The 22,497-nt window shown below is 71.7% G+C and carries 23 protein-coding genes and 2 pseudogenes; 17 read left to right on the forward strand and 8 right to left on the reverse strand.

All coding sequences use genetic code 11. The features are described 5' to 3' along the window. Position 1 precedes the first annotated feature (1 nt). A complete protein-coding gene (locus tag D0Z67_RS07765) occupies positions 2-772 on the reverse strand; it encodes a peptidoglycan recognition protein family protein (protein ID WP_051887506.1) in 771 nt (256 codons plus the stop codon). Between the two features lie 338 nt (positions 773-1,110). On the opposite strand from D0Z67_RS07765, the gene D0Z67_RS07770 reads away from it, so the two are divergent. The 3 genes from D0Z67_RS07770 (at position 1,111) to D0Z67_RS07780 (ending at position 4,810) form a co-directional block, all read left to right on the forward strand. Further along, complete coding sequence (locus D0Z67_RS07770; RefSeq protein ID WP_031179858.1) at positions 1,111-2,304, forward strand: MarP family serine protease; 1,194 nt, start codon at positions 1,111-1,113, stop codon at positions 2,302-2,304. A 48-nt stretch (positions 2,305-2,352) separates the two neighbouring features. Continuing rightward, positions 2,353-3,249, forward strand: a complete 897-nt coding sequence (locus D0Z67_RS07775; RefSeq protein ID WP_031179857.1) for a TIGR01777 family oxidoreductase — start codon at positions 2,353-2,355, stop codon at positions 3,247-3,249. Between the two features lie 193 nt (positions 3,250-3,442). Beyond that, the gene (locus tag D0Z67_RS07780) at positions 3,443-4,810 is read left to right on the forward strand and encodes an FAD-dependent oxidoreductase (RefSeq protein WP_031179856.1); all 1,368 of its coding nucleotides are present in this window, start codon (positions 3,443-3,445) and stop codon (positions 4,808-4,810) included. 40 nt (positions 4,811-4,850) lie between these two features. Here D0Z67_RS07780 and D0Z67_RS07785 read toward each other — a convergent pair whose 3' ends face one another. Next, complete coding sequence (locus D0Z67_RS07785; RefSeq protein WP_031179855.1) at positions 4,851-6,281, reverse strand: NsdA family TPR-like regulatory protein; 1,431 nt, start codon at positions 6,279-6,281, stop codon at positions 4,851-4,853. A gap of 252 nt (positions 6,282-6,533) precedes the next feature. On the opposite strand from D0Z67_RS07785, the gene lipB reads away from it, so the two are divergent. From lipB to D0Z67_RS07805, 4 genes are all read left to right on the forward strand, one after another. Next, positions 6,534-7,328, forward strand: a complete 795-nt coding sequence (lipB, locus tag D0Z67_RS07790) for a lipoyl(octanoyl) transferase LipB (RefSeq protein WP_031179854.1) — start codon at positions 6,534-6,536, stop codon at positions 7,326-7,328. Positions 7,329-7,450: 122 nt separating this feature from the next. Next, the gene (lipA, locus tag D0Z67_RS07795) at positions 7,451-8,416 is read left to right on the forward strand and encodes a lipoyl synthase (protein ID WP_031179853.1); all 966 of its coding nucleotides are present in this window, start codon (positions 7,451-7,453) and stop codon (positions 8,414-8,416) included. Between the two features lie 230 nt (positions 8,417-8,646). Continuing rightward, on the forward strand, positions 8,647-8,844 hold the full coding sequence (locus D0Z67_RS07800) for an SCO2195 family GlnR-regulated protein (RefSeq protein WP_031179852.1): 198 nt from the start codon (positions 8,647-8,649) through the stop codon (positions 8,842-8,844). Positions 8,845-8,906: 62 nt separating this feature from the next. Next, positions 8,907-9,608, forward strand: a complete 702-nt coding sequence (locus D0Z67_RS07805) for a DUF4191 domain-containing protein (RefSeq protein ID WP_031179851.1) — start codon at positions 8,907-8,909, stop codon at positions 9,606-9,608. A 74-nt stretch (positions 9,609-9,682) separates the two neighbouring features. Here D0Z67_RS07805 and D0Z67_RS07810 read toward each other — a convergent pair whose 3' ends face one another. Next, complete coding sequence (locus D0Z67_RS07810) at positions 9,683-10,150, reverse strand: RDD family protein (protein ID WP_031179850.1); 468 nt, start codon at positions 10,148-10,150, stop codon at positions 9,683-9,685. Between the two features lie 210 nt (positions 10,151-10,360). Between D0Z67_RS07810 and glnA the strand changes: the two genes are divergently transcribed. Further along, a complete protein-coding gene (gene glnA, locus D0Z67_RS07815) occupies positions 10,361-11,770 on the forward strand; it encodes a type I glutamate--ammonia ligase (protein WP_031179849.1) in 1,410 nt (469 codons plus the stop codon). 693 nt (positions 11,771-12,463) lie between these two features. Here glnA and D0Z67_RS07820 read toward each other — a convergent pair. Beyond that, positions 12,464-12,802 (reverse strand): ASCH domain-containing protein, encoded by a 339-nt coding sequence (locus D0Z67_RS07820; protein ID WP_031179848.1) that lies wholly within the window; start codon positions 12,800-12,802, stop codon positions 12,464-12,466. Beyond that, a pseudogene (locus tag D0Z67_RS07825) lies at positions 12,799-13,440 on the reverse strand (hypothetical protein); the annotation flags it as partial. The pseudogene D0Z67_RS07825 and the gene D0Z67_RS07820, both read right to left, overlap by 4 nt. Positions 13,441-13,509: 69 nt before the next feature. Between D0Z67_RS07825 and D0Z67_RS07830 the strand changes: the two are divergent. Further along, positions 13,510-13,795, forward strand: a pseudogene (locus D0Z67_RS07830) (ATP-binding protein); the annotation flags it as partial. Between the two features lie 52 nt (positions 13,796-13,847). Here the strand turns inward: D0Z67_RS07830 and D0Z67_RS07835 are convergent. After that, positions 13,848-14,099, reverse strand: a complete 252-nt coding sequence (locus D0Z67_RS07835; RefSeq protein WP_031179846.1) for a hypothetical protein — start codon at positions 14,097-14,099, stop codon at positions 13,848-13,850. 273 nt (positions 14,100-14,372) lie between these two features. Between D0Z67_RS07835 and D0Z67_RS07840 the strand changes: the two genes are divergently transcribed. The 4 genes from D0Z67_RS07840 to pspAB all read left to right on the forward strand — a co-directional run bounded on the left by D0Z67_RS07840 (position 14,373) and on the right by pspAB (position 17,514). Then, the gene (locus D0Z67_RS07840) at positions 14,373-14,633 is read left to right on the forward strand and encodes an SCO2583/SCO2584 N-terminal domain-containing protein (RefSeq protein WP_031179845.1); all 261 of its coding nucleotides are present in this window, start codon (positions 14,373-14,375) and stop codon (positions 14,631-14,633) included. A gap of 97 nt (positions 14,634-14,730) precedes the next feature. Beyond that, positions 14,731-15,906: a hypothetical protein gene (locus D0Z67_RS07845; RefSeq protein ID WP_338058799.1), complete on the forward strand. Its 1,176-nt coding sequence runs from the start codon at positions 14,731-14,733 to the stop codon at positions 15,904-15,906. Between the two features lie 87 nt (positions 15,907-15,993). Then, complete coding sequence (gene htpX / locus D0Z67_RS07850; RefSeq protein WP_031179843.1) at positions 15,994-16,914, forward strand: zinc metalloprotease HtpX; 921 nt, start codon at positions 15,994-15,996, stop codon at positions 16,912-16,914. A 3-nt stretch (positions 16,915-16,917) separates the two neighbouring features. Continuing rightward, positions 16,918-17,514, forward strand: a complete 597-nt coding sequence (gene pspAB, locus D0Z67_RS07855) for a PspA-associated protein PspAB (RefSeq protein WP_031179842.1) — start codon at positions 16,918-16,920, stop codon at positions 17,512-17,514. Positions 17,515-17,543: 29 nt separating this feature from the next. Here the strand turns inward: pspAB and D0Z67_RS07860 are convergent, their stop codons facing one another. Next, positions 17,544-17,816 (reverse strand): hypothetical protein, encoded by a 273-nt coding sequence (locus D0Z67_RS07860; protein WP_031179841.1) that lies wholly within the window; start codon positions 17,814-17,816, stop codon positions 17,544-17,546. Positions 17,817-18,060: 244 nt separating this feature from the next. Here D0Z67_RS07860 and D0Z67_RS07865 point away from each other — a divergent pair, with 244 nt between their 5' ends. Then, positions 18,061-18,630, forward strand: coding sequence for an alpha/beta fold hydrolase (locus D0Z67_RS07865; RefSeq protein WP_234312644.1), 570 nt, complete (start codon positions 18,061-18,063; stop codon positions 18,628-18,630). A gap of 37 nt (positions 18,631-18,667) precedes the next feature. Here D0Z67_RS07865 and D0Z67_RS07870 read toward each other — a convergent pair whose 3' ends face one another. Then, a complete protein-coding gene (locus D0Z67_RS07870) occupies positions 18,668-18,973 on the reverse strand; it encodes a hypothetical protein (RefSeq protein ID WP_037774459.1) in 306 nt (101 codons plus the stop codon). Between the two features lie 311 nt (positions 18,974-19,284). Here D0Z67_RS07870 and D0Z67_RS07875 point away from each other — a divergent pair, with 311 nt between their 5' ends. The 3 genes from D0Z67_RS07875 (at position 19,285) to D0Z67_RS07890 (ending at position 22,485) form a co-directional block, all read left to right on the forward strand. Further along, a complete protein-coding gene (locus D0Z67_RS07875; protein WP_031179839.1) occupies positions 19,285-20,013 on the forward strand; it encodes an RlpA-like double-psi beta-barrel domain-containing protein in 729 nt (242 codons plus the stop codon). Positions 20,014-20,374: 361 nt separating this feature from the next. Next, positions 20,375-21,406 carry a glutamine synthetase gene (gene glnII / locus D0Z67_RS07880; protein WP_031179838.1) on the forward strand — a complete coding sequence of 344 codons (1,032 nt, stop codon included), beginning with the start codon at positions 20,375-20,377 and terminating at the stop codon, positions 21,404-21,406. Positions 21,407-21,870: 464 nt separating this feature from the next. Next, positions 21,871-22,485: a winged helix-turn-helix domain-containing protein gene (locus tag D0Z67_RS07890; RefSeq protein WP_031179837.1), complete on the forward strand. Its 615-nt coding sequence runs from the start codon at positions 21,871-21,873 to the stop codon at positions 22,483-22,485. Positions 22,486-22,497 lie beyond the last annotated feature (12 nt).

Consider the following 22,497-nt stretch of genomic DNA (forward strand, 5'->3'; position numbering starts at 1 on the left):
CTCAGCCGCGGCCCTGGAGCCTGGCCGCCTTGGCCCGGATGGCGGGGAGGGCGGCGGTGAGGGCGGCGCCGGGGCAGGTGGTGGCGTAGCCGGTGTTGTGGCCGGCGATCGCGGGGAGGGTGGCGGGGGTGCCCGAGTGGTAGCGGCTGAGGTCGCTGGTGGAGGTCAGGCGGACGCGGGCGCGGGGGTCGGTGTCGGAGGGGCCGAGCTTCCAGGCGGCGAGCGCGGCGATGGCGTCGGTCATGGCCACGGGGACCTCGGCGCCCGCGGTGAAGGTGCCGAGCGCGGCGATGCCCGCCGAGCGGTGGTTGAACCCCTGGGTGTGGGCCCCGGTGACCGCCCGGCCGACGCCGCCGGCGCGTCCCTCGTAGATGGTGCCGCAGCGGTCGACGAGGAAGTTGTAGCCGATGTCGTCCCAGTTCCGGGCGCCGGTCTGGCCGGCGTACAGCGAGCGGATGATGCGCGGGGCGTCGGCGCAGTCGTAGCCGTTCGGCGAGTCGGTGTGGTGGACGAAGACGGCCACGACCCGGTCGTCGTAGCGCGGCGGGGGCTGGCGGCGCAGGGTGGCCCGGTCGAGCCAGGCGGAGCGGGGCAGGATGGCCGGGCGGGGCGCGCGGTGGGCGACGGGGGCGGTGCTGGGCGCGGGGTGCGCGGGGCGGGCCGTGACGGCGCGCTCGCTGCCGGACACGAGCAGCAGCAGGGCGGCGACGGCGGTCAGGGCCGGCAGGACGCCGGGCAGGCGCGCGGTACGCCACGGGCGCGTCCACTTCATGATCCCACTGTCGGTCCGGCGCGGCGGGTCCGCGATGTGTGGTGTGCCACCCGGTGGAACCATCGTCCAGGTCCGGGGCGTTTCTGTGGGTACACACATACGGGAAGCCCCCTGGGTCGTGACTGATCAGCGGGCCCGCTCCTTCCGTACTAGGGGGTGTCTTGTCGGTCAGGCCGGATGAGGGAGCGGCGTCTGGTGCCGTGCGTCGCAAGGCGGAGGAGGGAGTCGATGCGGAGCATCGGGGACCGACGACAACGCGGCGAGGTGCGGTGCCAGGCGTCGCGAGCCCGGCGTGATCGACAAGACACCCCTAGGGGGTCCGAGAGAAAGGCGGCTTCGTGGACCTGCTCGACGTGCTGCTCGTGCTGGTGATCCTGCTGTACGCGGCTTCCGGGTACCGGCGCGGGCTGGTGGCCGGCTGTGTCTCGCTGGCCGGCTTCGTGGGCGGTGCGGCGATCGGGGTGTGGGCGCTGCCGTGGGTGACGGGGCTGGTGACGCGCGGCTCGGCGGCGGCGACGGTGGTCGCGGTGCTCACCGTGCTGGTGCCGGGCATGATCGGGCACGAGCTGGCGGGCCGCCTGGCGCTCCGGCTGCGCAGCCGGATGGACCGGGCGGGCAGCGGCCCGCTGCGGGTGGCGGACGGCATCGGGGGCGCCGCCGCCAACGGGGTCGCCGTACTCCTCGTGGCGTGGGTCGCGGCGAGCGTGCTGGGCGCGGCGCCCTCGCAGACGGTGACGACGGCGATCCGTAACTGCGCCCTGCTGGGCGCGGTGCAGCAGACGATGCCGGAGACGACCCCCGCCTGGTTCTCGCGGGCCACCTCCGCGCTGACGGAGGCGGGCTTCCCGCAGGTCTTCAACCCCTTCGAGAACGAGTCGACCGCGCAGGTGGCCGAGCCGTCCGGCGACAGCGTGACCCCGGCGGCCACGGAGGCGGCCCGGCGCAGCACGGTGAAGATCGAGGGCTCGGCGGGCGCCGAGGGCCGCGAGGGCAGCGGCTTCGTGTACGCCCCGCGCCGGGTGATGACCAACGCGCACGTGGTGGCGGGCATCGACAACCCGACGGTACGGATCGGCGGGGTTGGCCCGGTGTACCAGGCGCGGGTGGTGCTGTTCGACCCGAACAAGGACGTGGCGGTGCTGTACGTACCGGGTCTGCGGGCCCCGGTGCTCCCCTTCGACTCCTCCGCCCGGCGCGGCCAGTCCGCGGTGGTCGCGGGCTACCCGCAGGACGGCAGCCTGGATCTCCAGGCGGCGACGGTGGCGAACCGGGTGCGGGCGACCGGCCAGAACATCTACAGCGACCGCACGGTGACCCGCGAGATCTACTCCATCCGCTCCACCGTCCGGCCGGGCAACTCCGGCGGCCCGCTGCTCACCACGGACGGCCGCGTCTTCGGGGTGGTCTTCGCCCGCTCCACCTCCAGCGCCGAGACGGGGTACGTGCTCACCGCGTCGGAGGTCTCGGCGGACGCTGCCCGCGCGCGGACGGCGACGGTGCCGGTCGACACGGGTGAGCTGATCACGTCGTAGGGAGTAGACGGGCGCCCTGAACCGGGGCATGCGGGGCATGCTGGGATCATGGACTCTTCCCGAATCGCGGTGACCGGCGCGTCCGGTCTCATCGGCAGCGCCCTGGTGCGGTCCCTCACCGACGACGGGCATCAGGTGGTGCGGCTGGTCCGGCGCGAGCCGCAGGGCCCGGACGAGGTCCGCTGGGACCCCCAGGAGAGCTACGTGGACGCGGCCGGGCTGGCCGGGGTGGACGCCGTGGTGAACCTGGCGGGCGCCGGGATCGGCGACAAGCGCTGGACGCCGGAGTACAAGCGGATGATCCGCGACAGCCGGGTGTTCGGCACGACCGCGCTCGCCGAGGCGGTCGCCTCCCTCCCCGAGCCCCCGCGCGTCTTCGTGGGCGGCAGCGCGATCGGCTTCTACGGCGAGACCGGCGACCGGATCACCGACGAGGACGCCCCGCCCGGGGACGGGTTCCTGCCCTCGGTGTGCGAGGAGTGGGAGGAGGCGGCCGCGCCGGTGCGGGAGGCGGGCGTACGGACGGCGTTCGTGCGGACCGGTCTGGTGGTGTCCTCGGCGGGCGGGGCGTGGGCCAAGATGTTCCCCCTGTTCAAGGCGGGGCTCGGGGGGCGGCTCGGCAACGGGAAGCAGTACTGGTCGTACATCGCGCTGCACGACGAGGTGGCCGCGATCCGGCACATCCTGGACCGGGAGGACCTGTCCGGGCCGTTCAACCTGACCGCGCCGGACCCGCTGACCAACCAGGAGATCACCGAGGCGATGGGGCGGGTGCTGCACCGGCCGACGCCGTTCCCGGTGCCGGCGGCGGTGCTGAAGACGGTGCTGGGCGAGATGGCGGAGGACGTGCTGGGCAGTCAGCGGGTGGTGCCCAAGCGGCTGCTGGAGTCCGGGTTCCAGTTCGCCTTCCCCGGCATCGAGGACACGATCCGCGCGGCGGAGTAGTCCGGGGGCATAGGCGTGATCTTGGTGGGCACCGAGCGGTCATGACCGTATGCGACCGCCGTGCGACCGTGCCCTGCCGGTGCGCGACTGGCATTGACCGACAATGACCCTAACCTCGACCCGAACTCGCGTATCCGGCGGGCCAGTTGAGGGCATGACCTCTCCACCGCCGTGCAACCACAGGAGGGGCCTCGTGCTTGAGCCCGCGTACCAGGTGGACGTCGTCGTCGTGGGGGCCGGGGTCGCCGGACTCGCGGCGGCCCATCGGCTGAACAGCGCAGGAGTGACGACCGCAGTCCTGGAGGCCGCCCCGGGGGTGGGCGGCCGTATGTCGACCGAGCGGGTCGACGGATTCCGTCTCGACCGGGTCGGACGGCCCCTGACCACATCCGGCACCGAGCTGCGCACCGTGCCGGGCCTGGCGCCGCTCGCGCTGCGCCGGTTCGCGCCCGGCGTGCTGCTGCACCGGGACGGGCGCAGGCACCGGGCGGGCGCGCCGGCACCCGTGGGGGGCGCCAGGGGCGCACTCCAGGTGGCGCGCGCCCTGGCGAGCGCCCCCAGGGGGCCGGTCGCTGTGCTGCCCGGCCGGACCGGGACACCGGTCGGCGGGGCGTGGGACCAGGCCCGGCTGAACGCCGCGCTGGCCCGGATCGCGGCCACCCCGGTGGACCGGCTGCTGGCCCGCCCGGAGCAGGCCGCCGCCGACGCGCTGGCGGCGCGCGGGATTCCGGCCCGTACCGTCGACGGCTTCCTGCGGCCGCTGCTCGCCGCGCTGCTGTGCGACCCGGGGCTGGGCACGTCCAGCCGGGGCGCCGACCTCGCCCTGCGGGCGTTCGCCGGGGGCCGGCTGAGCGTGCCGGAGGGGGGCTCGGATGTGCTGCCGGAGCTGCTGGCGGGCGCGCTGCCGCCGGGCACGGTACGCACCGGGGTGCGGGTCACCTCGGTCTCCACCACCTCGGTCACCACCGCCGAGCACGGTGTGCTGCGCTGCCGCGCGGTGCTGCTGGCCACGGACGCCCGTGCGGCGGCCGAGCTGCTGCCGGGGCTCCGGGTCCCCGACTTCCACCCGGTCACCGTCGTCCACCACACCACCGACGACCCCGGCCCGGCGCTGTCCACAGGCACCTCGCTGCTGCTGGACGCGGACCGGGGCGGCCCGGTCGCGCACACCGCCGTACTCAGCAACGTCGACCCGAGCCGCGCCCCGGCGGGCCGCACGCTGATCTCCTCCACCGTCCTCGGCACCCCGCCCGACGACCTGGACGCCACCGTCCGCACCCACCTGGCCCGCCTGTACGGCACGCCCACCACCCACTGGGAAACCCTGGCCGTCCACCACACCCCGGACGCCGTCCCGGCCACACCCCCCGCCTACGACCCCCACCGCCCGGTACGCCTCCTGGCCGGCCTCTACGTCTGCGGCGACCACCGCGACACCGCCACCCTCCAGGGCGCCCTCCACTCCGCCACCCGAGCCACCACAGCCCTCCTGACGGACCTGGGAGCCACCACCCCGCTGCACCTGGCGGACCCGCCGGCATCCCTGCCGCACGCGGCCTGACCCCTAGGGGGCGCCCCCCTGCGGAGGGCGCCCCCTTTCGCTACCCCAGCGCTGCCACCCGTTCCCGGTAGCCACGGGCCGGGGCCGCGTCGCGGTAGGGCTCCAGGCGGCGTTCGAAGTCGCGGATGTATTCGACGGCGCGGACCGAGCGCATCTCGGCGGCCTGGGCGGCGGATTCGGCGGCGAGGGCGCAGGCCTGGTCGAGGTCGCCGAGGCCGAGGCGGGCGGTGGCGAGGACGACGCGGGAGAAGAGGCGGCTGCGGGCGTGCGTGGCGGAGCGCAGCCGCAGCGAGCGCTCGGCGTGCTGCGCGGCCGCCCGGAACTGATGCAGGTCCCGGTGGCAGTGGCCGAGTTCGTCCGCGAGCTGGGCCTCGTCGAAGAAGCGCGCCCAGTGCGGCACGTCGTCGCCGGGCCGGGCGGTCTCCAGGGCGCGCTCGGCGCGTACGAGTGCGCCGGTGCACGCCCTCGTCTCCCCGAGGACGGCGTGCGCCCGCGCCTCCACCGCGTGCAGCAGGGCCTGCACGACCGGCGTCGCGCCGGTGCCGACCCCCTGCTGGGCGACCCGCGCCAGCTGGACCGCCTCCCGCCCGTGCCCGAGGTAGACGGCCTGGCGGCTCATGGTGACCAGCACGTACGAGCCGTAGGCCCGGTCCCCGGCCGCCTGGGCGAGCCGCAGGGCCTGCACGAAGTACCGCTGGGCGAGCCCGTGCGCGGCGATGTCGTACGAGGTCCAGCCGGCCAGCCGGGTCAGGTCGGCGGCCGCGCCGAACAGCCTGCGGCCGGTCTGCTCGGAGTAGCTGCCGCGCAGCATCGGCTCGCACTCGTGCTCCAGATAGCGCACGAGGGCCTGCCGGGCGTGCCCGCCGCCGTACTGGTCGTCCAGCGCCCGGAACAGCTCCCCCACCGACCGCAGCGCGGCGAGGTCCCCGCCGGTCACCCGGTGCCCGGAGGGGCGCTCGACGGGGGGCGCGGGGGCGCGTACCGGCCCGGCCTGCGCCGGTACCCGGACGGCGGGCTCGCGCGCCACCCGGTCGTCGGCCTTGCCGATCAGCCAGTCGCGGCTGGGCACGACCAGCCCGGCGGGTGTGAACGCGATCTTCCGCAGCTCGGCATGGCTGCCCGAGTCCTTGCGCCACAGCCCGCTGACGATGTCGACGGCCTCCTCGGGCGTCCCCGCGAACTCAAGCCCGGCGTAGACCGGCGCGCACGCGTCCAGACCGAGGTCCTGGGCGGTGAGCCGGCGGCCGAGGCGGCGGGTGAAGACCTCGGCGATCAGCGCGGGAGTGGTCCCGCGCGGCTGCTGGCCACGTAGCCAGCGGGTGACGGAGGTCTTGTCGTATCTGAGGTCCAGCCCGTGTTCCAGGCCGAGCTGATCGACGCGACGGGCCAGACCCGCGTTGGAGAACCCCGCCTCTGCGATGAGCGCGGCGAGCTGGCGGTTGGGGGTGCGCTGCGCGGGTCGGTCCGTCATGTGCGGTGCGGTCTCCTGCCTGACAGGCCACTGAGGTGCCGGGACGGGCTGTGAACAGCCCTTTTGGCCTCACGAACGGCGCGAATGTAGCGGAGAGTGAACAAGCCCTCGCACTGTTCCCCAGGCATTCATCCGATCGTGTGAGGATTACCCGCGCGGCTGACGTCACCCGTCCGGACGTACAGTGGCGTGGGCGCCGTACGCGCCTGACAGACCCGACGAGGGGTGCCCGGCTTGAGGGAGGCGCTTGCCGTGAGTGACTTGCGGTTCGTCCACATGGGGTTCGGCGCGGACGCCGTCGACTACCAGGAGGCGTGGGACGAGCAGCGCCGGGTGCACGCCGCCCGGTTCGCCGACGAGGTCCCCGACACCGTGCTGCTGCTGGAGCACCCCCCGGTGTACACCGCCGGCCGCCGCACCGACCCGAGCGAGCGCCCGCTGGACGGCACCCCCGTGATCGACGTGGACCGGGGCGGCAAGATCACCTGGCACGGTCCGGGCCAGCTCGTCGGCTACCCGATCCAGAAGCTCCCCCGCCCCGTGGACGTCATCGCCCACGTCCGCCGCCTGGAGGAGGCCCTGATCCGCGCCTGCGCGGAGTACGGCGTCGAGACCAGCCGCATCGAGGGCCGCAGCGGTGTCTGGGTGCTGGGCGACCCGGTCGAGCAGCGCCTCGGCGGTCTCTCCCTCGACTTCGATCCCCGGATCGCCGACGAGGAGTTCGACCCCCGCATGAACGGCCCGGAGTACGCCCCCTCCAACGCGGGCCAGCGCCGCGAGGACCGCAAGCTCGCCGCGATCGGCATCCGGGTGGCCAAGGGCGTCACCATGCACGGCTTCGCGCTCAACGTGAACCCGGACAACCGCTGGTTCGACCGCATCATCCCGTGCGGCATCCGCGACGCCGGTGTCGCCTCGCTCGCAGGCGAGCTGGGCCGGGACATCACGATCGAGGAGGTCGTACCCGTGGTCGAACGCCACTTGCGCGAAGTCATGGCCGAGGCCGTCCTCGCCCCCCGCGTGATCGAGAAGCCCGCGGCGGTCTGATCCGGGAATGCGGCCTGCGTCCGCGAGGTTTTCACCCCCGGTAGGACCCGATGAACACGGGCGTACTCTGGTGTACGCCGAAGAATCGAAGACTTAACTTCGCAACAAGCAGGGAGCCGGTCGTGTCCGCAGTCGCACCCGACGGACGCAAGATGCTGCGCCTGGAGGTCCGTAACAGCCAGACCCCCATCGAGCGCAAGCCCGAGTGGATCAAGACGCGGGCGAAAATGGGACCCGAGTACACCAAGATGCAGAACCTCGTGAAGAGCGAGGGCCTGCACACCGTGTGCCAGGAGGCCGGCTGCCCGAACATCTACGAGTGCTGGGAGGACCGCGAGGCGACCTTCCTCATCGGCGGCGACCAGTGCACCCGGCGCTGTGACTTCTGCCAGATCGACACCGGCAAGCCCGAGGCCCTGGACCGGGACGAGCCGCGCCGCGTGGGCGAGTCCGTGGTCACCATGGACCTGAACTACGCCACGATCACCGGCGTCGCCCGCGACGACCTGGCCGACGGCGGCGCCTGGCTGTACGCCGAGACCGTGCGCCAGATCCACGCCCAGACCGCGGGCCGCGAGACCGGCCGCACCAAGGTCGAGCTGCTGGCCCCCGACTTCAACGCGGTGCCCGAGCAGCTCGCCGAGGTCTTCGAGTCCCGCCCCGAGGTCTTCGCGCACAACGTCGAGACGGTCCCGCGCATCTTCAAGCGCATCCGCCCCGGCTTCCGCTACGAGCGCTCGCTGAAGGTCATCTCCGAGGCCCGCGACTTCGGCCTGGTGACCAAGTCCAACCTGATCCTCGGCATGGGCGAGACCCGCGAGGAGGTCGTGGAGGCGCTCCAGCAGCTCCACGACGCCGGCTGCGAGCTGGTCACCATCACCCAGTACCTGCGCCCCTCCGTGCGCCACCACCCCGTCGAGCGCTGGGTGAAGCCGCAGGAGTTCGTGGAGCTGAAGGAGGACGCCGAGCGGATCGGCTTCTCCGGTGTGATGTCGGGCCCGCTGGTCCGTTCCTCCTACCGCGCCGGGCGCCTCTACCAGATGGCGATCGAGAAGCGTGGTACGTACATCGCCGCCCAGGCGGTGTGAGCAAGCCGTGTGAAATCACGCACAAGTTCCTACCGGCCAGTAATGGCCGAGTCGACGCGGTCCCGTCCGTCCTCGCTGATGAGGGCCCATGGCGGGGCCGCGTCGGTGCGTACGGAGCCCGCGCCGAGGTTTCACCACCGTTTGACCGGTCGGTCACGCACTGGTAACACCGATCAGTGACCCTGGAATCACGCCCCGTACACCACCCGCACCGAGGGGGGACCTCGATCATGCAGGCCGCACCCGTCCGCGCCACCGCCATCCCGTCCTTCACCGTCGCCCTGCGCGCGGTCGAGACGCTGCTGCTTCAGGGCGGCCAGCGCACCGCCCGCCGCAACGCCTGGACCTCCGTCCTGGAGGACCGCCGCCGTGCCAGGAGCCGGGTCGAGGCCCAGCAGTTCCTCGACCGCGCCGCCACCCGTCCGTAACCCCCGCCTCACGCCGGGCACCGCCGTCGAGAGTGCTCCGGCGGCCACGTAGACTCGTGGACATGGCGAGGAAGGAAACCGCGGCGGACGCCGCGAGCGCAGGGCGACTGAAGCAGATCGCCCTCACGTACAAGATGACCCGTAAGGCCGACAAGACGATCGGTCTTGTACTCGCGGCTGTCGGGCTCGGCATTTTCGCCGTCCTCCTCGCGATCGGCTTCCTGATCGGGCACCCCGTCTACGGCGGCATCCTGGGTCTGATGCTCGGTCTGCTGGCGACGATGATCGTGTTCGGGCGCCGGGCCGAGCGGGCCGCCTTCGGGCAGATGGAGGGCCAGCCGGGTGCGGCGGCCGCGGTACTGGACAACATCGGCCGGGGCTGGGTGACCACCCCCGCGGTCGCGATGAACCGCAGCCAGGACGTGGTGCACCGGGCGGTCGGCAAGGCCGGCATCGTGCTGGTCGCCGAGGGCAACCCGAACCGGGTCAAGAGCCTGCTGGCGGCCGAGAAGAAGAAGATGAACCGCATCGTCGCGGACGTGCCGGTGCACGACGTGATCGTCGGTGACGGTGAGGGCCAGGTCCCGCTGAAGAAGCTGCGGACGACCATGCTGAAGTACCCCCGGGTGCTGACCGGCCCCCAGGTGACCGCCACCAACGACCGGCTGCGGGCGCTGGGCGACCTGATGAGCAACATGCCGCTTCCCAAGGGCCCGATGCCGAAGGGCATGCGGATGCCGAAGGGCGGCGGCAGGGGCCGCTAGTTCCTACGACACGAGAAGGGGCGCCCGGAGAATCTCCGGGCGCCCCTTCTTCTTGCTTCTTGCTTCCTGCGTTCTCAGATCCTGACCTCGACGGTCTTGGCGAGGCGGTCGTGCAGGCCACGGCCGTCGCGGTCCCAGACCAGGGCGGGGACGGCCAGGCAGAGCAGGAAGGTGCGCAGCAGGGCGCGCGCCGGGTTGACGGTGCCGGTCTCCAGGGCGACCACGCGCAGCCCGAACAGGCGCTTGCCCGGCGTGGAGCCGAGGGTGCCCACGGTGAGGACGCTCAGCACGAGGAAGAGGAGCAGCGCCCAGTTGCTGGTGGCGGGGCTGTTGCCGTGGGTGATCAGGCCGTATGCGATCAGCACGCACAGCGCCCAGTCCACGGCGAGCGCGCCGAGCCGGCGACCCGGACGGGCGATCGAGTTCGGTCCGCTCTCCGGCAGACCGAGCTGCTCGCCCCGGTACCCGAAGTCGGCGCCCGCATCTTCCATGGCCGCGCGCGGCCCGGAGAGCCACGACCCCATCACTTCCCTGTTGTCCACCCCACAACGGTACTGCGCCTGTTTTCTGGCAGTACGGGCAGGGGTGGGTGGAGCTAGGGTTGACGCGTGGCTGGTTAACTTCTGCGAAACAAACGAGTCACGCCCGAGAAATCACGCGTCCCTAGGGTCGAGACCAGCGTGTGCCACCGCACTGGCCGCACGAGACGATCTACCACCCCGGCGGGAACGGTCGGGAGTAGGAGGAGCTGGATGTTCCAGAACGCCGACGAGGCCAAGAAGTTCATCGCGGACGAGGACGTCAAGTTCGTCGACGTCAGGTTCTGCGACCTGCCGGGCGTCATGCAGCACTTCACGGTGCCCGTCGAGGCGTTCGACCCGGACGAGGAGCTGGCGTTCGACGGGTCGTCGATCCGCGGTTTCCAGGCCATCCACGAGTCCGACATGGCGCTGCGCGCCGACCTGTCGACCTCCCGGGTGGACCCCTTCCGCCGCGACAAGACGCTGAACATCAACTTCTTCATCCACGACCCGATCACGGGCGAGCAGTACTCCCGTGACCCGCGCAACGTGGCGAAGAAGGCCGAGGCGTACCTCGCGTCCACCGGCATCGCCGACACCGCGTTCTTCGGCCCCGAGGCCGAGTTCTACGTGTTCGACAGCGTGCGCTTCAAGACCGCCGAGAACGAGGCGTTCTACCACATCGACTCCGAGGCGGGTGCCTGGAACACCGGCGCGCTCGAGGACAACCGGGGTTACAAGGTCCGCTACAAGGGCGGCTACTTCCCGGTCCCGCCGGTCGACCACTTCGCCGACCTGCGTGCCGAGATCTCGCTGGAGCTGGACAAGGCCGGCCTCAAGGTCGAGCGCCAGCACCACGAGGTGGGTACGGCCGGCCAGGCCGAGATCAACTACAAGTTCAACACGCTGCTCGCCGCCGCGGACGACCTCCAGCTCTTCAAGTACATCGTGAAGAACGTGGCCTGGCGCAACGGCAAGACCGCGACCTTCATGCCGAAGCCGATCTTCGGCGACAACGGCTCGGGCATGCACGTCCACCAGTCGCTGTGGTCGGGCGGCGCCCCGCTCTTCTACGACGAGGCCGGTTACGCGGGTCTGTCGGACATGGCGCGCTACTACATCGGCGGCATCCTCAAGCACGCCCCGTCGCTGCTGGCCTTCACCAACCCGACGGTGAACTCGTACCACCGTCTGGTGCCGGGCTTCGAGGCACCGATCAACCTGGTGTACTCGCAGCGCAACCGCTCCGCGGCGATGCGTATCCCGATCACGGGCTCCAACCCGAAGGCCAAGCGCGTCGAGTTCCGCGCGCCGGACTCCTCGGGCAACCCGTACCTCGCGTTCTCCGCGCTGCTCCTGGCGGGCATCGACGGTATCAAGAACAAGATCGAGCCGGCCGAGCCGATCGACAAGGACCTCTACGAGCTGGCCCCCGAGGAGCACGCGGGCGTCGCCCAGGTCCCCACCTCCCTCCCGGCCGTCCTCGACCGCCTCGAAGCCGACCACGACTTCCTCCTCCAGGGCGACGTCTTCACCCCGGACCTCATCGAGACGTGGATCGACTACAAGCGCACGAACGAGATCGCGCCCCTGCAGCTGCGTCCGCACCCGCACGAGTTCGAGCTGTACTACGACGTGTAATCGTCGCCGCTTGACGCAGCGGAAGGCCGCCATCCCGACCGGGGTGGCGGCCTTCGGCCATTCCGCTTCCCGTGATGAGGATTCTCCTGGCAGAAGGCGTGTCACTGGGTACCGTGATGGCACGCTGATGCGGCAGGGTGTCTTGCCAGAACCGGTCCCGGCGCCGGGGCGAGCAACGGGCTCTTGAGAGTCACCCGCAAGTGCAGTAGCCGCACACTCACGGACACACGATCTGTCTCTCCTGCCGTTGCCGGGCGGCAAGCGAAAGGGGCTGCGTATGTCCAGGTCGAGAAATATCAGTCGTCCCGCCAAGAAAATCTGTAAGCAGACGCCTCTCAAGCTCCCAACCGCGTACAGAATCGCTCGCCAGGGGAGCCTCTACTCCCCTAGTGCCATCACGGATGCCCCCGGACCGCAGCAGCTTCGGTTTGAGGCGCACCTGGCTCATGTACTCGCGGCTGGCTTTAGGTACCGCCAGCTCAATGGTGCTCTCCTCGGGGTGCGGGAAGCATATTCAAGCGGGCAGAAGCTGAATCTGAGCCTTGAGCCCCACATGCAGGACTTTTTTCCCAGAATTGCATCAGTTTCGGCTTGCCGCCTCACTAAGGGAAGAAAGTGCGACGGGGCTGGACGGTCCCACACGGCGTAGTTCTCGACTGTAGGAGTGAAGGGGATCGCCCCGCCCAGACGCGACTACAGTCGCTCGATCTCCACCGCCAGGACTCCGAGAGCCTCCTTTTCGGGCGGATAGATTCCGCGGATGTTGGCAAGCTGCTGCTCGCGGTCGGCCGTCGGGTTGACCTTGTCAGGGCCCTCGGTGTCCAGCATGGTCTCGAAATCCGCGTACTCCGTGACGCGCAGAATCCGTACGTCGCAGGTCTCGTCCGTGCCCTTCACCCGGAAGCGGATGGTGTCGCCGGTGCCGAGGCCGGCCAGGTGTGGGTACTTGACCCGGACCTCGATGGTCTTGGTGCCGTCGGCGACGAGGTCGAAGTACTGGCGGTAGAGGTTGAGGTCGTGGACGCGGGTCATGGGGAGGGTACGCTCCTGGGAGGCGGTGCGGTGAGCAGGCGGCCGAGTACGAGCGGAAGAAGTGGCGGGGGGTCCGAGAGCAGTGTCTGGGCCATGGCGAGCAGTTGCTCGGTGACGGTGCCGGGCCATTGACGGGTGTCGAGCATCCAAGGAGCCGCGCCTTGGGGCAAGGGGGCCCGGCCCTCTCGTATGAGGGATTTCGACAGCTTGGCGCCGGTGTCGGTCACGGCCTGAGGGCAGAACAGCCGGGCTGGAAGCTGGGCACGAGTGAGGCCGGCGGCCTGGAGTGCCTAGTCGACGGGGTGGGAGCCGAAGACCCGGTCGCCACCCTTGACCATGGCATGGAGAGTTCCGTGCGGCCCGGTGAGGGCGAGTTCCTTGACCAGGTTGCGGTACAGGGTGGCCAGGTCCAGGTACGCGCCCGCAGCGGGCCCGACCATGGCCGTGTACGGGCCGTGGTGAAGGCAGACTGCGGAGACCTCGGCGGACTCGGGAGCAGTGAGGCGCACCCGAGTCCGATCGGCATACTTCTCCGCACAGCCGCACTCGGGTTGCGGGCAGGGGGCACGGATGTGCGGGGTGCCGGTGGACGGCGCGAGCCACCAGCGGACAGCGTCGATGCGCGGTAAGTTGCGTACGAGGTTCATCGTGAGCTGGAGCAGCAGCGCCTCCGAGCCCGTCGTGGGCGCGAACCCGCCCGAGGTCTCCATGCGATCGTCCACAACACGCCTGGTCGGGGCCGGGTGTGGGTCGGTACGGACGTCCTGCCGGAGGCGGTCGCGCTCACCGTCGAGAACACTGGTGGCCGCGACGCTCACCGAGCCGTTCCGGCGCGGTACCGAGCGGGTGCACACCGATCACGCGGGGGCCGGGCTCGGCCTGGCGATCGTCCAGACCATCGCGTACGCCCACGACGGGACCCTGTCGCTCACCCCGCGCCCCTCGGGCGGGCTCCGGATCACGGTGGAGCTGCCGGTGGGCAGGGCCGGGTGACGGCCGAGGGCCGCCACCCCGGCGGGGATGGCGGCCCTCTGCTCTCACGTGATCATCCAGGGACGACGATCACCACGACGCTTCCGTTGTTGTAGCCGTAGCCGGGGCCGTAGCCGTGGTTGAAGCCGTAGCCGGGGCCGTAGCCGTAGCCGCAGTTGCCCCACCAGCCGCAGCCGCGGTTGGTGGGCACCTGGGTGGCCGTGGAGGCCGAGGCGGTGCCCGCGTTGGCGGCGGCTCCGCCTGCCGCCAGGAGGAGACCGGCGGCGGATGCCGCGACGAGACGCTTGGCGCGCTGTGCATTCATGGACGTACCTTCCTTCCACCCCGCGTGCGGTACATGACTGCACGGTTCGGATGGCCGCGCACGAGGAGTGGGAAGTCCGGCGCGGTCGGTGGGCTGGCCGCCTTCGGTCGCCGGGACGACACGGAACGCGTCCCGCTCTGCGGCACTCTCTCGATGCTAGGTGAGCACCTCCGGCTCGGCATCCGGAGCCGGACCGGGTGCAACCTTTTCCGCCGCTCAGGCTTCCTACTCTCGGGGGATCATGGACCCCGTCTCCGGGAAGGGTTGCGTGACATGACCGAACAGGACGACTGGCAGCGCGAGTTCGACCTCAGGTGGGCCGACTCCGCCGCACACAAGGAGCCGTCCGCCCGCGCCCGCATGCTCGCGGCCCGCTGGAAGGAGAACCCCCCGGACCCGGCACCGTTCCGCGCCGACCCGACCCCGGCCCGTGGCTCCCGCGGCGGCTCGTGGGTGTCGACGGCGGTCGTGCTGGGGTGCGTGGCGGCGGTGATCGTGCTGCTGGGATGGGCGCAGATGAGGTCGGGCCATTAACGGCAGGGACCCGGCGGAGTGGCTGGAGCTGGACTGGCGGGCGCGGGCCTGGTGGACGCCGGATTCGCCGGCTGACAGCCGTATGCTGCTCAGCGCCTTGGCGACGGGCGAGCCCCTCGCCGACGACGAGTTCACACGCGCCCTCTGCCACCGCGACGGCCGCGTCCGCCACCGCGCGCTGACCGAGGTCGCCGGGCACCCGGAGCTGTTCCCGCTGGTCGTCGTACGCTGCGCCGACTGGGCCGAGCCGGTGCGCGACCGCGCCCGCGAGCTGCTCGCCCAGATCCTCGACGCCGGGACGGCGGTGGCCCTCGCCCCCATGATCCTGCGCGTCGCCGACCGGCACCGGGGTGACCACGCCCTCGGCCTGCTGGACGGCGTACTCCGCCGGGCACCTCGCGCGCGACTGGCTCCGCTGCTGGCCTCCGGCGACCGCGCGGTGCGCCGGTACGCGTACCGGATGGCCGTCGAGGAGGGCAGCCTCTCCCCCGTCGAGCTGGCCCGTGCCGCCGCCGAGGACGACGACGCGGTGATCCAGGGCCGGTGTGCCGAGGCAGCGGTGGCCGGTGGTGCCGACGCGGAGGTGCTGGAGATCCTGCTCGGCGGCCGGAATCCGCAGGCCAGGTCCGCCGGGGTCACCGCGCTGCGGCGGTCCGGGCGCCCGGAGCGGGCCGTGGACTTCCTCGCCGACCGCTCGGCCCTGGTGCGGGCCTCCGCGCGGTACGTCGTACGGCAGCACGGCATCGACCCCCTGCCCTGGTACCGGGCGCGCTGCGCGGACCCCGCCGTGGAGCCCGGTGCCGCGATCGGGCTCGCGGAGTGCGGCGGGCGGACGGACGCGCCCCTGCTGTGGGCGCTGCTGGAGCATCCGGCGCCGGGCGTACGGGCGCGGGCGGTGGCCGGTCTTCGCACGCTCGACGTGGCGGACGTACGACGGCTGCGGCCCCTGCTGGACGATCCGGCGCCCGGTGTGGTCGGCGAGGCCACGCTCGCCCTGCTGCCCTCGGCCGGCCGGCTGCCCGAGGAGTGGCTGCTGTCCCGGCTGGACGCCGGGCGCCCCCGCTGGGAGCGGGTGTCGGCGTGGCGGCTGCTGGACGCGCGCGGTGATCTCGTACGGCTCCGGGCGGCCGTGTCGCTGCTCGACGACGCGGACGTAAGGCTGCGGGCGCGGGCCGAGCACGCGGTCCTGCGCGTGCGGCGCGGGACGCCGCGTACGTGGCGGAGTGCGGAGATCGCGGCGCTGCTGGACCGGGCCGAGGCGATGGGCCGGTGAAGGCTTTGCCGCTCGCGGCCATCGGCATGGGCCGCGCCGGGTGCACACTGGACGCAGGGGGAGAGGGCGAGTATGGGGTGATGCGGGATGCAGAGCCGTTTCCGGAGTGACCGTCGGCTGACCGTGCGGATGACGGTCACCATGTTTCTGCTCGGACTGCTGTACGTGGCGTTCGTCGCCGCGCTGATCGTGCTGCTGAAGTCGTGGATTCTGGTCGCGGTGCTGGTGGCCGTGATGTTCGTGGCCCAGTTCTGGTTCTCCGACAAGATCGCCATGTACGCGATGCGCGGGCATGAGGTGGAGCGGGAGCAGTATCCCGAGCTGCACGCGGTGGTGGACCGGCTGTGCGCCATCGCGGACATGCCGAAGCCGGTGATCGCCGTGTCCGAGCTGGACATGCCCAACGCGTTCGCCACCGGCCGGAACCCCGATCACGCGGTGGTCTGTGTGACCACCGGCCTGCTGCGGCGGCTGGAGCCGGCCGAGCTGGAGGGCGTGCTGGCGCACGAGCTGTCGCACGTGGCGCACAAGGACGTCGCCGTGATCACGATCGCGTCGTTCCTGGGCGTGATCGCCGGGCTGATCGTCCGGTTCATGTTCTACTCGCAGCTGTTCGGCGGGGGCCGGCGCGACCAGAACACCGCCGCGATCTTCGCCGCGGTGATCGGTGTCTCGGCCGCCGTGTACGCGATCAGCTTCCTGCTGATCCGGGCCCTGTCCCGGTACCGCGAGCTGGCCGCCGACCGTGCGGCCGCGCACCTGACCGGCCGCCCCTCCGCGCTGGCGTCGGCGCTGACCAAGGTGTCCGGCGAGATCGCCCGTATCCCGACCAAGGATCTGCGCACCGCGCAGGCGTTCAACGCGTTCTACTTCACCCCCGCCACCGGCAAGGAGCCGGGCATCGAGCGGATCTTCTCCACCCACCCTCCGCTGGAGCAGCGGCTCGCCCAGCTGGGCCGGATCTCCGCCGAGCTGGGCGAGGCCGCCACCCCCGAGAAGACGGGCTGACCATTGGGTCTGCTGGACATCCTGCTGGGGCGTACGAAGCCGGTGGCGCCCGATCTCGATCAGCTCTTCGCGCTGCCCTCGGCGGCGATCACCCTCCAGGCGGCGGCCGGGTTCACCCCGACCGGCGCCGGGGCGGTGTGCTTCGCGACGGTGGAGGGCGCGGCGTTCGAGCAGACGCACCAGGAGATACGGGCGCTGCTGGACGCCGACGCCGAGCGCGAGGGGCCTCCGGTCGCGCTGACCCAGGACGACTACGGGTACTCCTGGCTCAGCTCCCGCCGCTCCCCCGAGCGGCTTCCCGAGCTGGTGAACGACCTGCACGCGGTGAACAGCTCGCTGGAGGCCAACGGCTTCGGCCCCCAGCTGCTGTGCTCCCTCGCCGCCTTCCACCGGGCGGACCAGGACGACGACCGCCGGCTGGCGCTCGTGTACCTGTACAAGCGGGGCACCTTCTATCCGCTGTGCACCCGCCCCGGCCACCAGCGCCGGGACAACGCCCTGGAGCTTCAGGTGGCGTCGGCGCTGGAGGGGGACCTGCGGATCGAGAAGGACACCGCCCGGTGGTTCCCGCTGTGGGACGCGCCGGGGATGACGGACTGAGGCCGGGGATGACGGGCTGAGAGGGGCCCTCAGCGGCTCTTCTCCCGCTGCTGCCGCCGCGCCTCGTGGGGACGCTCCCGGCGGTAGCGCCGCTCCCACCTGGCCTGCCGGTCACGGCGGTCGCGGTAGGCGCGGTACGTCTCCGGGGGCGGTCCCCCTCCGGGCGGCGGGGGTGGTGGTGGCGAGCCACGGCCGCCCCTGAGGTACAGACAGAGCAGGGCGACGGCGGCGAGCCAGTAGAGGTGGTCACCGATGCCGAGGACGGCCAGAGTGAGGGTGGCGGCGACGATGAGAACGCTCATGACGGAACCTCCTGGCGATTCAACGTACCGGCGCGGCTACTGTGCGTGCATCTCTTTTTCCGGCTCCGGTGACTGTGGGTGAACACCAGGGCACGGCTCAAGCGCCCTTCCCTGTCCATGAGTTCACTGTCGACTGCGACGGCGAGCGCCTGAGCGCGGTACCGCGGGAGACCCCGGCGCAGGGCCCACCGCCGTACTGCTCCACGGCGCGGGCAACGGCAGCAAGGAACGCCTGCTGCCCCTGCTGCCGGCCTTCGCGGAGCGGGACCGCCACGCGCTCGCCTTCGACTTCTCCGGCCACGGCCGCAGCACGGGCCGCCTGTCCGAACTGAGCCTGCGCCGCCGCTTCGAGCAGGCGGTCGCGGTGATCGACGCCCACGCGGGAGCCGGCCCCCTCCTCCTGGTCGGCTTCAGCATGAGCGGCCAGACGGTGGCGGATCTGCTCCCGTACTACGGGCGCCGGGTGGCCTCCGTCGGCCTGTGCGCGCCGGGGGTGTTCGCGGCGGCGGCCTGGGGCGAGCCGTTCGGTGACGGTACGGGCGCCTTCACCAACATCCTGCGCACACCGGGGAGTTGGCAGGACTCCCCCGCCCTGCCTGCCCTCCGCGACTTCGAGGGCAGGGCGGTCCTGGTGACACCGGGCACGGACACGGTCATCCCGGCTGAGGTGACGAAGGCGGTCGAGGCGGCGCTGTCCACGCGGGCCCGGTACTCCCGACTCGAACTTCCTTACGCTGAGCACAAGTTGGGGCTGTGGTTCCGCGATCACCCGGAGGACGGGCGCAGGCTCGTGGCCGAGCTGCTGTGGGGGTGAGTGCCGGGCGTCCCTCGGGGACGCCCGGCCTGCGGGGTCAGTGCAGCAGGGCCCGGACCATGCGGCAGGTCGTGGTGGACGGCGGGTGGACGCCGAGACGGGCCGCCGTGTCGCGTATCGCCTCGTCGCGGGCCTGGGCCGGGAGGTAGACGCCCGAGTCGAGCAGGGCTATGGCGAGGCGCATGGCCTTCAGGCGCCGGTTGTGCGTCACGTACCACTCACGCGGCTGTCCGGCGGGCAGCGGGCGCTTCGCGGCGGGCGTGTACGGCGAGTCGAGCGGCACGGGCCGCCTGGCGGTGGACTGGGTCGGCGACGGCTTGTTCCTCAGAGCGGCAACGGACACAAACACCCTCCTGTCGCGAGCGGAGCACCCACCGGAACCCCCCGGTGAATCCTCTCGAACACTGCCCCCATTCTACCGGCGCCCACTGACAACGGGGAGGGCGCGAAGAAGCGCTGAACCCGCTGGTGGGGAGGTGAACTGACGTACTGTCACACGAGTGACGCGAGGGGCGTCAGGAATTCGAACAGGCGTCGGCGGTTCAACTGCCGTATGACGTAGGTCACTTACCCGACGCGTGTCACCGTTGAGACACGGCGGCCGGGGCTCCCGTACATAGCGGCGTACGCTCCCCTACCCCCCTGGAGGCGCCGATGTCGCGCAGTAGAAGTCTCGGCACCAAGAAGAAGATCGCGCTGCTCGTCAGCGCCGCGGCGGTGGCGGGCGGTGGGGCCTTCGCCCTGGCGGCCACCTCGAACGCGGCGCAGAGCCCGCAGGACGCCAAGACCCTGTCGTCCGCCGCGGACTCCACCACCTGCCAGGGGTTCGCCACCGCCCTCGGCAACAACCAGAAGTTCATCGCGGACCAGAAGGCGAACCCGGACGCGCAGTCGTCGGCCCGGATCGCCAACCGCGAGGCGGTCATCGAGCAGATCAAGGTCCAGCAGAAGGCGGCAGGCTGCACCGTTGGGGAGTCGGCTCAGGACTCCCAGGCGGGCAACCAGCAGGGCGCCGGACAGCAGGGCGCGGGTCAGCAGGCCGGTGGCGGGCAGCAGGCCGGCGGGCAGCAGAGCGCGCCGCCCGCGCAGAGTGCCCCGCCCGCGCAGGGCAACGGCGGTGGCGCCGCCGCCTCCGGCCAGCAGGTCTGCAACGGCTCGACCGTCACGCTCTCCGGTGAGGGCGGCGCCCCGGCCGCGTCCAGCAACCAGTTCCCGATCGGGACCACGCTGAAGGTCACCAACCTGGACAACAACAAGTCCACGACCGTCAAGGTCGCCTCGGTGTCCGGCAGTTGTGCCCTCCTCAACAACGCGGCCTTCGAGCAGGTCCGGGAGCCGGGCAAGTTCCTGATCCGCCGCGCCGTGATCGAGAAGGTGGGGTGAGGCGCCACGAGGTGAACGGAAACCGGTGAGACGACGGCCCGGACCGACCTGACGTCGGCTCCGGGCCGCTCCCCGGTCTCCGGCACCCCGCGCACCCCGCGCCGACGGGCGGGGCCCGGGACTCGCCGCCTTGCGCGCCCACCCGCGCAGGAGGAACAGGCGGCGCCCCCGGGCCCCGCCTCCGTCATGCCAGGGCCATGGTGAGTCCCCACACAGAACTCCCGGGTAACACGGGGTTCACACACGGGCAATGATCGGGAAATCGGCTGTTGGCACGCTGCGGGACATATCGACGCGGTGTCCGTGCCGCGGCGTCGCGGCATCTCGTCTGCGTCCGAACCACCCCGAAGGATGTGTCCCCGTGACCTTCAAGGCCGAGTACATCTGGATCGACGGCACCCAGCCGACGGCCAAGCTCCGTTCCAAGACGAAGATCATCACGGGTGCCCCGGCCGGTCTCGACGCGCTGCCGATCTGGGGCTTCGACGGCTCCTCCACCAACCAGGCCGAGGGCCACGCCTCCGACCGCGTGCTGCGGCCGGTCTTCACGTGCCCGGACCCGATCCGCGGCGGCGACGACATCCTGGTGCTGTGCGAGGTCCTCGACATCGACATGACGCCGCACGTCTCCAACACCCGTGCCGCGCTCGCCGAGACCGAGGAGCGCTTCGGCGCCCAGGAGCCGATCTTCGGCATCGAGCAGGAGTACACCTTCTTCGACGGCACCCGCCCACTCGGCTTCCCGGAGAACGGCTTCCCGGCCCCCCAGGGCGGCTACTACTGCGGTGTCGGCGCCGACGAGATCTTCGGCCGTGACGTCGTCGAGGCCCACCTGGACAACTGCCTCAAGGCCGGTCTCGGCATCTCCGGCATCAACGCCGAGGTCATGCCCGGACAGTGGGAGTTCCAGGTCGGCCCGCTCGCCCCGCTTGAGGTCTCCGACCAGCTCTGGGTGGCCCGCTGGCTGCTGTACCGCACCGCCGAGGACTTCGGCGTCTCCGCCACCCTCGACCCCAAGCCGGTCAAGGGCGACTGGAACGGCGCGGGCGCGCACACCAACTTCTCCACCAAGGCCATGCGCGAGGGCTACGAGGCGATCATCACCGCCTGCGAGTCCCTCGGCGAGGGCTCCAAGCCGCTGGACCACGTCAAGAACTACGGCGCCGGCATCGACGACCGCCTCACCGGTCTGCACGAGACCGCCCCGTGGAACGAGTACAGCTACGGCGTCTCCGACCGCGGTGCCTCGGTCCGCATCCCGTGGCAGGTCGAGAAGGACGGCAAGGGCTACATCGAGGACCGCCGTCCCAACGCCAACGTCGACCCGTACGTGGTGACCCGTCTGCTGGTGGACACCTGCTGCGCCGCGCTGGAGAAGGCCGGCCAGGTCTGATCCCACATCGTGAGAAGGGGCGCCCGCCTGCCGGTGGGCGCCCCTTCGGCGTACCGCCCACCGGCAGCGGGTTTCGGCCAAGAAGGCGTCAAGGAGGCGTCCAAGGGGTGAGAGAAGGCTCCTCGGCGGCGCCCGCGTCTGCTTCAATGGGGCGCATGGTCGGCTTCCAGAACTTCGTCGCTACGGGTCGTGAGGACCTGGAGCCGTTCTGGCCTTCCCGTCAGCATGACGACTTCGACCGAGTGTGTTGCCGCGCGGCCATCGCGCGAGCCCTCTGAGCACCGTAGATCCCTGAGCGCCGGACATCACCGGCCCCACGGACCATCCGGCCTCCGGCCAGCGCGTCACGACGAACGTCCCCCAGGTGTGCGCCCGACCACGAGTCTCGACCGTGAGTCCCCGACCGTGAGTCAGGGCCGCCGCCTCGCCCGACGACACTCCTCGCGCGAAAGAGCTGACCTCTCATGGCGACCCACCGTCCTCAGTCCACCGCCACCACCCTCACCGACCGCCCCGCCGCCCCGGCCGCGGGCCCCCGGCACCGGCTGCGCGCCGTCGACCGGGACGAGGAGTGGCATCTGCCCTCCCCCGCCGTCCCGGAGGCGGTCGCGGCGACCGTGGCGGACCTGCTGCCGCCCGGCGCCACCTGGCTGCCCGCCCCGCCGCACACCCTGCCCGACCTCCCCGGCCGCCCGCCGATGGTCGGCTATCTGGTCCTGGTCCCCGCCGACCAGCGGCCGCCCTTCGCCCCGGTGGCCGTCCCCGCCCCGGCCGGCCCCGCCCCCGAGCCGGTGGTACGGATCGACGCCGTACGCCGGATCGCCCATGTCGACAGCCGCGAACTCGACCTGACCTACCTGGAGTTCGAGCTGCTCGCCCATCTGGTGGCGCACCCGCACCGGGTGCACACCCGCGACCAGCTGGTGACCACGGTGTGGGGATACGGCCATGTCGGCGACGGCCGTACCGTCGACGTGCACATCGCCCGGCTGCGCCGGAAGCTCGGCGCCCAGTACCGGCACGCCATCCAGACCGTGCGCCGGGTCGGCTACAAGTACACGCCGCCCACAACCGGTTGAGCGGGTCCGCTC

It is taken from the genome of Streptomyces seoulensis (genome assembly GCF_004328625.1).
GTDB classification, from domain to species: Bacteria; Actinomycetota; Actinomycetes; order Streptomycetales; family Streptomycetaceae; genus Streptomyces; species Streptomyces seoulensis.